The following is a 7,625-nucleotide window of genomic DNA, read 5'->3' as shown; positions in this document are numbered from 1 at the left end:
ATTTTTCGATTTTAAATTTTACAAAAACACAAATCCAAATTTTTGACTTGTATTTTTGTGATGATAAAATAAAAAAATCAGAAATAAGCTGTTTTTAAGGCCGAGAAAATCAGCAAGCCCTAATTAAAGGTTTATTTGTATTTTTGATTCGCTTGAATAATCCCATTTTTTTAAAATTTGTAATTAAATCTCAAAATTATGGGATTTTCAGGCTTTTTTAAAATAAACTTTCGGATAGTTGTGTAAAATTATTTTAAAACTCCTGCAGCTATTTTATATGTAGGAGTTTTTTATTAACTTTGGCATCTTTTTTAAAAAATATTATGACTGACAGATTTACGCCTACACCTATTAAGCAACTTTTGCAAATTATTTTAAAACAGCTTGATACAAGTAATACTCTTTTCGGGATTGAAAAAGAATTATTTTTTTTACCCTCAGAAAAAGATAGTTTTCGCTCAAACCGTTTTAATCAATTATTGGAAACACCCATCGGTGTTGCAGCAGGCCCGCATACGCAACTCTCGCAAAATATAGTTGCTGCTTGGTTAACGGGTGCTCGTTATATCGAATTAAAAACAGTCCAAACACTTGATGAACTGGATGTTTCAAAACCTTGTATTGATATGCAGGACGAAGGTTATAATTGTGAATGGTCGCAAGAATTGAAATTACACCAATCTTTCGATGAATATTTGAATGCTTGGATATTGGTTCATATCTTAAAAGATAAACTGAATATAGGAAGCAAAGAAGAAGCCGGCTTTATTTTTAACATGAGTGCCGGATATGACTTAAAAGGCATTATGGAAGATAATGTGCAATGGTTTTTTGATAAAATGTTGGATGCTTCCGAAGAGTTGGAGCAAAAAGTCAATAAGATAAAAGATATTTATCCGAATGTTGTTAATCTTAAAATCAGCCCGAGAATGACTGATAATATTACTCTATCGACAATGCACGGTTGTCCTCCGGAAGAAATTGAACAAATAGGAGAATATTTAATTACTGAAAGAAAAATACATACAACCATAAAACTTAACCCGACATTACTGGGGAAAGAAGATTTAAGAAAAATAATTGATAATTCAGGTTTTAATACAACAGTTCCCGATGAAGCATTTGCTCATGATGTAAAATATCCGGATGCCGTTTCGTTTATCAAAAATCTGACACAAAAAGCAAAAGAAAATAATGTTTTTTTCGGTTTAAAACTTACCAATACACTTGAAGCAGAGAATAACAAAGAGGTTTTTCCGGAAAAAGAAACAATGATGTATGCCAGCGGAAAAGTGTTGCACCCTATTTCAATAAATGTTGCTCGAAAACTTCAAAACGAATTTAACGGAGAGTTAGATTTATCCTTTTCGGGCGGTGCCGACGCATTTAATGTAAAGGATATTTTACAATGTGGTTTATCTCCTGTTACGGTAAGTTCCGATTTGCTTAAACCCGGAGGATACGGCAGATTAGCACAATACATTGATAATATTAAAGACTGTAAAGTTGTTGGCGGAAAATCAAGCCTTGAAACATTAAATTCTTATGCAGATAAAGTCGTAAATTCCGAAAGATATAAAAAAGACAGCCCGCATGATCCGAGTATAAAAACAAAGAGAGAACTGGGGCAATTTGATTGTTCTTATGCACCCTGTGAAGATACTTGCCCTACAAATCAGGGCATTCCTTCATATATGTACCATACAGCAAATGGCGATTTTGAAAAAGCTTACGATGTAATTTCCGAAACAAATCCTTTTCCGAATGCAACCGGAATGGTATGCGACCATACTTGCCAAACAAAATGCACAAGAATAAACTACGATAATTCATTGTTAATTAAGGATATAAAACGTTTTATCGTAGAAATGCATAATGCAAAACTTAATCCGGAAGCATGTATTACAGATGATTTCAGGAACTTAAAATCCAACGGAAAAAAAGTATCAATAATTGGTGCAGGACCATCCGGTTTATCATGTGCATATTTCCTTAAAAAAGCCGGTTTTGATGTTGAAATTTTTGAAGCAAAATCAAAAGCCGGAGGAATGGTTGCCGGAGCAATTCCAAAATTCAGATTAGAAGATTCATCTTTGGAAATTGATGTAAATACAATAACAGATTCAGGCGTCAAAGTTTATTACAATCAAAAAATAAATAAAGAAATTTTTCAGAATATTAAAGAAAAAAGCGACTTTGTTTATATTGCTGCCGGAGCACAAGATGCATATGTATTAAATATTAAAGGCTCAAATGCAAAAGGTGTTTTAAATCCTCTTAAATATTTATTTGCTGTTAAAGAAGGCAAAAAAACAGATGCAGGAAAAAATATCATTATTATCGGTGGCGGAAATACCGCAATGGATTCTGCCAGAACTTCGTATCGTTTGGTTGGTAACGAAGGAAAAGTTACAATTGTTTACCGCAGAACAATTAAACAAATGCCGGCTGAATACAAAGAAATAAAAGATGTTTTAGATGAAGGAATTGAGATTATTGAATTAGTTTCGCCTCTTGAAATTATTGAAAAAAACGGCAGAGTTTCGGCATTAAAATGTATAAAAATGGAGCTTGGTAAAAAAGATACAAGCGGACGAGCAAGACCTGTCGAAATTAAAGGTTCTGAATTTGAAATTACTTGTGATACAATTGTTCCGGCAATCGGGCAAAGTTTGGCAATTGATTTTGCCGATAAAAAAAAGCTGGAAACAAAAACGGATTCATTTGAAACAAAATTAGAAAACGTATTTATAGGCGGAGATGCTTTAAGAGGTGCATCAACTTTAATTAACGGAGTAGGTGACGGCAGAAAAACAGCACAAGAAATAATTAACAAAGCAGGAATTGATTTTGAAACTCGACCGAAAAATAACGGAAGAACTTCAAAATCTTTGACTGAGTTAATGCTCAAAAAAGCAAAACGTATTGAAGTTGTAAAAGTTAAAGAAACCGATTTATCCGACAGAAAAAACTTCAATCTTGTAACTTCTGTTTTAACAAAAGAAGAAGCAATGCAAGAAGCATCACGCTGTTTACTTTGTGATGAAGTATGCAATATTTGTACAACTTTGTGTCCGAATCTTGCTTTGCAACATTATGAAATTGAGCCTGTTAAATACAGCTTGCAAAAAATTGAGAACGGAGCAATTGTTGAAGATGCAATTTTTGAAGTTTCGCAAAAATCTCAAATAATTCATATTGCAGATTGGTGTAATCAGTGTGCAAATTGCGAAACTTTTTGTCCGAGTTCAGGTGCACCGTATAAAGAAAAATCGCATTTGTATTTGAATAAAACTACTTTTGCAAAAGAAAGAGACGGATATTATTTCGATAAAAATAATCAAACTTTACTTGCCAAAGAAAGCGGTTTTGATTTCTGCTTAACCGAAAAAGATGATTTTTATTTATATCAGTCTGATAATTTTATTGCAAAGTTAGACAAAGCAAGTTTTAAAATATTAGAATTTACGGGAGTTGATGATGAAAATTACGACCTTAAAAAAGCGGCTGAAATGAGTGTGATATTGAAGAGTGCTGTTAGCATATAATTAAAAAAATTATAACAAAATGATAAGACCAATTGACAAAGTAACAAACGAAAAAGCATTAGAAAATGCAATTAAAGTTTTCAAAGAAAAAGGTATTATTTTACCTACTTTTGAACAACAAAAACATCCGGAAACTATTCCGGAAAAAATCAAAGATGAATTAAAAAATATCGGACTTTGGGATTTCAATCCGTTGAATCTTTTCCGTATTACATGGAAAAACGAAGCAAAAGAACACGGAGGACTCTTCGGAACACCAACATACATTGAAATGCCGAAAGAATTAACAGGTGTCGATGCTCGAATAGTTTTAATGGTCGGTAAATATTTCCCTACGGGAGCCCATAAAGTCGGTGCAGCTTACGGATGCCTTGCTCCTCGAATTACTACCGGAGAATTTGACCCTACATATCATAAAGCTGTTTGGCCGTCAACCGGTAATTATTGCAGAGGCGGTGCTTTCGACAGTCGATTAATGGGAACCGAACCTATTGCAATTTTACCTGAAGAAATGAGCAAAGAACGTTTCGATTGGTTGAGAAATGTTGCAAAATCAACCGTAATTGCAACACGCGGAAGTGAATCCAACGTAAAAGAAATTTATGATAAATGTTGGGAATTAAAAAGAACCCGAGAAGATGTCGTAATTTTTAATCAATTTGATGAATTCGGAAATCCGGCATGGCACTACAATGTTACGGGTAATGCTCTGCAAGAAGTTTTTAACTTATTAAAAACAGACAACAGCAAATTTGCCGCTTATGTTTCAGCAACCGGTTCTGCCGGAACAATTGCCGGAGGTGATTTCTTAAGAACCCAGCATCCTCATATTAAAGTGGTTGCTTCGGAAGCATTACAATGTCCTACAATTTTACAAAACGGTTTCGGTGCTCACCGTATTGAAGGCATAGGCGACAAACATATTCCGTGGATTCATAATGTGAAAAATACAGATGCTGTTACGGCAATTGACGATGAAGATCCGATGCGATTATTAAGATTATTCAATGAACCGGAAGGACATAAATATCTTAAATCTGTCGGGATTTCAGATGAATTGATTTCTCAATTACATCTAATCGGTATTTCAGGTATCGGTAATGTATTGTCGGCAATTAAAACGGCAAAATATTATGAAATGACATCTGATGATATTATTTTGACGATTGCAACAGACAGTGCCGATATGTATGTTTCAAGAGTTGATGAATTACGTGCAGAAAGAGGAGAATATAATGAAATTCAAGCCGTTAAAGATTTTGAAAAATGTATGCTCGGGCAACAAATTGATAATATGCGTGAGCTCGGTTATCAAGACAGAAAAGCAATTCACAATTTAAAATATTTTACATGGGTTGAGCAACAAGCCAAGGATGTTGAAGAATTAAATCAACTTTGGTACGACCGAAATGTTTGGGACAAAATGTTTAATCAAGTACACCGGTGGGATGAATTAATTAATGAATTTAATGAACGAACGGGAGTTTTGAAAAAATATTTATAGAACTTTTCTAATACAGCAGTTGCCCGTATTTTGATTAATACAAGTAGTGTTGTGTGAGCAAGCAAAAATCGCAAAGAATGCAAAGTATTAATTTTTGTAACTTTGTGATTTTTGCTTTAAACTGAAACATAATATTAACTTTATAGAAAAGAATATAAAAATGATAACAGATAAATTTCAATATAAATGCACCGATTGCGGAAAAGAATATTCACAAAGTGAAGTTACTTATTTATGTACTGTTTGTGCAGAAAAAAATACTTCGAATAAACCGCCGAAAGGTGTTTTGAAAATAATTTATGATTATGAAAATTTATCGAGTTTCGGAGATACAAATGCTGTATTTAACAGATTAAAAGAAAGTAACTTTATAGATTTATTCCCAATTAAGAATTCGGAGAGTTTTCCCAAATTAAAAGTCGGAAACACACCTTTATATAAGCAAACTGAATTAAACGGAAAAACTTTACCTTTCAATCTGTTATTAAAAGATGATTCGCAAAATCCGACATATTCTTTTAAAGATCGTGCTTCTTATTTGGTTTCAGCTTATGCAAAAGAAAACGGAATTGATACAATTGTTGCGGCATCAACCGGAAATGCAGGTTCTTCTCTTGCCGGAATTTGTGCTTCGCAAAACCAAAAGGCCATTATTATGGTTCCGAAAACGGCACCTTTGGCAAAACTGACTCAAATTGTAATGTACGGAGCAACTATAATTCCTGTAAAAGGAACTTATGATGATGCTTTTGATTTAAGCATAAAAGCAACGGAAAAATTCGGCTGGTATAACAGAAATACGGCTTTTAATCCGTTAACGATTGAAGGAAAAAAAACGGTTTCTTTTGAATTGTACGACCAATTAGGGCAAACGATTCCCGACAGAATTTTTGTGCCTGTGGGTGACGGTGTGATAATTTCAGGAGTTTATAAAGGTTTTGAAGATTTATTAAAACTCGGGATTATTGAAAAGATGCCGATTATTGTTGCCGTTCAATCAGAAGGCAGCGATAATATTGCAAGAAATATGAATACGGATAATTTTGTATTAAAAGCAAGCAATACCGTTGCCGATTCTATTTCGGTTGATATTCCTCGAAACTTTTATATGGCAAAGCAATTTATTCAAAAATACAAGGGTGAACTTATGACTGTTTCAGACAATGAAATAATAAGTGCATCGGCAGAATTATCAAAAAATACCGGATTATTTGCCGAGCCGGCAGCGGCAACAGCTTTTGCAGGGATTATTAATTACATGAGTATGAATAAATTAGAAGCTGACTCGAACAATGTTGTGCTTTTAACCGGCAGCGGATTAAAAGATTTAAAATCAGTACAATCTGTTATTTCAATACCGGATGCTGTTGAACCGGATGTTGAAAATTTGAAAAATATGCTTAATTTATTGTAGAACTGAATAAATAATCTTCGGCATTTTCAATAATTAAATCTTTTACCGGATTTTGATGAATAAGTCTTTCTTTATCCGCTAGTTTGTATTTGTCTGACATTTATTTTTGGCTGTCTTTTTAATGTTTGCTTTGTTGCACTCGTTGCAAACGAGCGCCAGCTGGGTGAAATTCTTTGTTATGTGTTTTCCTGACTTCGCACACTAAGCACCACGTAAAAAACATAAACACCTGACAATTAGCCGATTATATTTTTTATTTTAACTTATCGGGGTGTAGTGCCTAATTTTATTTATATTTGGTGATTTGAAAATAATGATTATCTTTGCAACATGTTTGTAAGAAGAAAAACAAGTAAAAATTCGCCTAAAATTGCGATTCAATTAGTTGAAAATATAAGGGATGGCAAAAAGGTTAAACAGAAGATTATCAGGCATTTCGGCACTGCATTGGACGAGCGGGTGATTTCAAATCATTAGTATTTGCCTTTTCTACTTGTTCATCTCTATACCCATCATCTCCAATACCCCATTTTTCAGCATGAGTGCTACGTCAAATCGGTTATTTCTTATAACCCGGCGGAAGAATGTCACATCTCTTTTCAAATTCATCTCTTCTAAAATCAACAATCCACTCTAATTTATTTGATTTAAATTTTATATTCCTGTTATGTTTTTGGGATAAATATTTTGCAACAACTTCCAAATACCAATCATTTAATCCAGCGTAATCCATAAAAGTTCTGTTCCTTAATATGTATTTATTATAATATTCTATGTCATTATAATAATATTCATTATAGATTTTCAAAAGCATAGATGTTAATGATTCAACTGTAAATGCAACAACAAATTTATCTGTTCCTGAAACTTTTATATTGTCCCAATATTTGTAAAATGCATAGTCAGATTGCAATGCTTCAAAGAAAACATCCCATGTATTTTTACTGTTTACTATAAACAAATCAATGGTTTTCTTTTTTATTTCGGGATATTTAGGAAGATAATTTTTATTCACAAAAATATCTACTGAGTTATAATCAACAGAATCTTGAACTAATCTCCAAAATTCTTTGATTATCTCTTGTTCTGCTATTTTATCCCCCCATCGTGCGTCAGTAATATTTTCTTTTTCAGAATAAAATTTCATGTTTTCAATACT

The 7,625-nt window shown here is 33.0% G+C and carries 4 protein-coding genes; 3 read left to right on the top strand and 1 reads right to left on the bottom strand.

Annotation, left to right across the window (positions count from 1 at the left end):
• Window positions 1–323: 323 nt before the first annotated feature.
• The 3 genes from ygfK (at window position 324) to thrC (ending at window position 6,466) form a co-directional block, all read left to right on the top strand.
• Complete coding sequence (gene ygfK, locus L3J35_13530; GenBank protein MCF6367204.1) at window positions 324–3,548, top strand: putative selenate reductase subunit YgfK; 3,225 nt, start codon at window positions 324–326, stop codon at window positions 3,546–3,548.
• Window positions 3,549–3,567: 19 nt separating this feature from the next.
• Window positions 3,568–5,052: a pyridoxal-phosphate dependent enzyme gene (locus L3J35_13525; protein MCF6367203.1), complete on the top strand. Its 1,485-nt coding sequence runs from the start codon at window positions 3,568–3,570 to the stop codon at window positions 5,050–5,052.
• 160 nt (window positions 5,053–5,212) lie between these two features.
• Window positions 5,213–6,466: a threonine synthase gene (gene thrC / locus L3J35_13520; GenBank protein MCF6367202.1), complete on the top strand. Its 1,254-nt coding sequence runs from the start codon at window positions 5,213–5,215 to the stop codon at window positions 6,464–6,466.
• Window positions 6,467–7,025: 559 nt separating this feature from the next.
• On the opposite strand, the gene L3J35_13515 is transcribed toward thrC, so the two are convergent.
• On the bottom strand, window positions 7,026–7,625 hold a 600-nt coding region (locus L3J35_13515; protein MCF6367201.1), incomplete at its 5' end, for a hypothetical protein.

Source organism: Bacteroidales bacterium (assembly GCA_021648725.1).
Lineage (GTDB): Bacteria > Bacteroidota > Bacteroidia > Bacteroidales > JAADGE01 > JAADGE01.
Note: the sequence above shows the minus strand (reverse complement) of the source record. Positions and strands in the feature narration are given on the sequence as shown.